Source organism: Nocardioides sp., from assembly GCF_031422975.1.
Lineage (GTDB): Bacteria > Actinomycetota > Actinomycetes > Propionibacteriales > Nocardioidaceae > Nocardioides.
The window spans coordinates 1-1646 of record NZ_JANPEO010000467.1 but is presented as its reverse complement, the minus strand read 5'-3'; the positions used below and the strand labels follow the sequence as shown (position 1 = coordinate 1646).

Annotated in this window: 2 protein-coding genes; both read left to right on the top strand. The window is 67.0% G+C overall.

Features of this window, described 5'->3' with window-relative positions; translation table 11 throughout:
- The first annotated feature begins 19 nt into the window (after positions 1-19).
- Entirely contained in the window at positions 20-994 is a 975-nt protein-coding gene (locus tag RMO85_RS13935) for a CoA ester lyase (protein WP_310529328.1), read from the top strand.
- Between the two features lie 41 nt (positions 995-1035).
- Positions 1036-1646, top strand: a 611-nt coding sequence (locus RMO85_RS13930; protein WP_310529327.1) for a CoA ester lyase, incomplete at its 3' end; no start/stop codon positions are given.

Genomic DNA, 1646 nt, shown 5'->3' with positions numbered 1-1646 from the left:
CCCGTTCAGGCCGTCGCGCATGATCCATTTCTTCGATCCGTCGAATCCGAAGATGGCCTCGAAGGTCCCGGAGATTGCGAAGAAATGCGACGTGATGCTCGGGAACCTCGAGGATGCGATCCAGGCCGACAACAAGATCGCCGCGCGCGAAGGTCTCGTGAAGATCGGGCGCGAGGTGGATTTCGGAACCTGCCAGCTCTGGACCCGGGTCAACAGTCTCGATTCGCCCTGGTGCCTCGATGATCTGACGACGCTCGTGACGGAGATCGGCGATAAGCTCGACGTCATCATGGTCCCGAAGGTCGAGGGCGCCTGGGACATCCATTACGTCGACCGACTGCTCGCCCAGCTCGAGGCGAGAGCCGGGCTCACGAAGCCCCTGATGGTCCACGCGATCCTCGAGACGCCCCTCGGCGTCGCGAACGTCGAGGAGATCTGCGCTGCGAGTCCGCGCATGCAGGGCCTCTCGCTCGGCCCCGCCGACCTCGCCGCCAATCGCCGGATGAAGACGACGCGGGTCGGTGGCGGTCACCCGGGCTACCTCGTGCGGCAGGACCCGGTCGACGGCGACATCGACGGCCCCCGCGCCATCTACCAGCAGGACCTGTGGCACTACACGGTCGCCCGCATGGTTGATGCCTGCCAGGCCAACGGGATCTTCGCCTTCTACGGTCCCTTCGGCGACATCAAGGACACCGTCGCCTGCGAGGACCAGTTCCGCAACGCCTACCTGCTCGGTTGCGTGGGGGCATGGAGCCTGCACCCCGTGCAGATCGAGATCGCCAAGCGGGTGTTCTCCCCCGACCCTGCCGACGTGCGTCATGCGCGCGAGGTGGTGGCGGCGATGGGCGACGGCACCGGTGCCGTGATGCTCAACGGCAAGATGGAGGACGACGCCTCGGTGAAGCAGTGCAAGGTGATGCTCGAGCTGGCCGACCAGCTGTCCGCCAAGGATCCAGAGCTGGCCAAGGCCTACACCGAGGTGGAAGCCTGATGACCGACGCCACCCTTCGACCCCGGCGTTCAGTGCTGTACATGCCCGGGGCCAACGAGCGGGCGCTGGAGAAGGCCCAGACGATCCCGGCCGATGCACTGATCCTCGATCTGGAAGACGCCGTCGCTCCCGACGCCAAGCCGGAAGCGCGCGAGCGTGTGTGCTCAGCCGCCACCTCAGGTGCCTACGGGTCGCGCGAGATCGCCATCCGCGCCAACGGCATCGGCACGCCGTGGCACGACGATGATCTCCGCGCCATCGCCGCCGCCGGGCCTGCCGCTGTCGTCGTCCCGAAGATCGACTCACCCGCCGACGTGCACCTGATCGAGCGGGCTCTGGAGGCTGGTGGAGCACCGGACCACACCATGATCTGGGCCATGCTCGAGACCCCACTCGCGATGCTCTCCGCGCTGGAGATCGCCATGAGCTCGGAGCGCCTCGCCGTGCTGGTCATGGGCACCAACGATCTTGCCAAGGAGCTCCAAGCCGCCCACGTTCCCGGCCGCCAGCCGTTGCTCGCCGGCCTCGGCCATTGCCTGCTCGGAGCCCGTGCGGCTGGCAAGGTGATCCTCGACGGCGTGTACAACGACATCAAGGACGAGGCCGGATTCCTTGCAGAGTGCGAGCAGGGACGCGACCTCGGCTTCGACGG

What these genes read in the sequence shown, in the direction of transcription:
- RMO85_RS13935 (WP_310529328.1), top strand. Translation starts at nt 20, where the DNA reads ATGATCCATTTCTTCGATCCGTCGAATCCGAAGATGGCCTCGAAGGTC.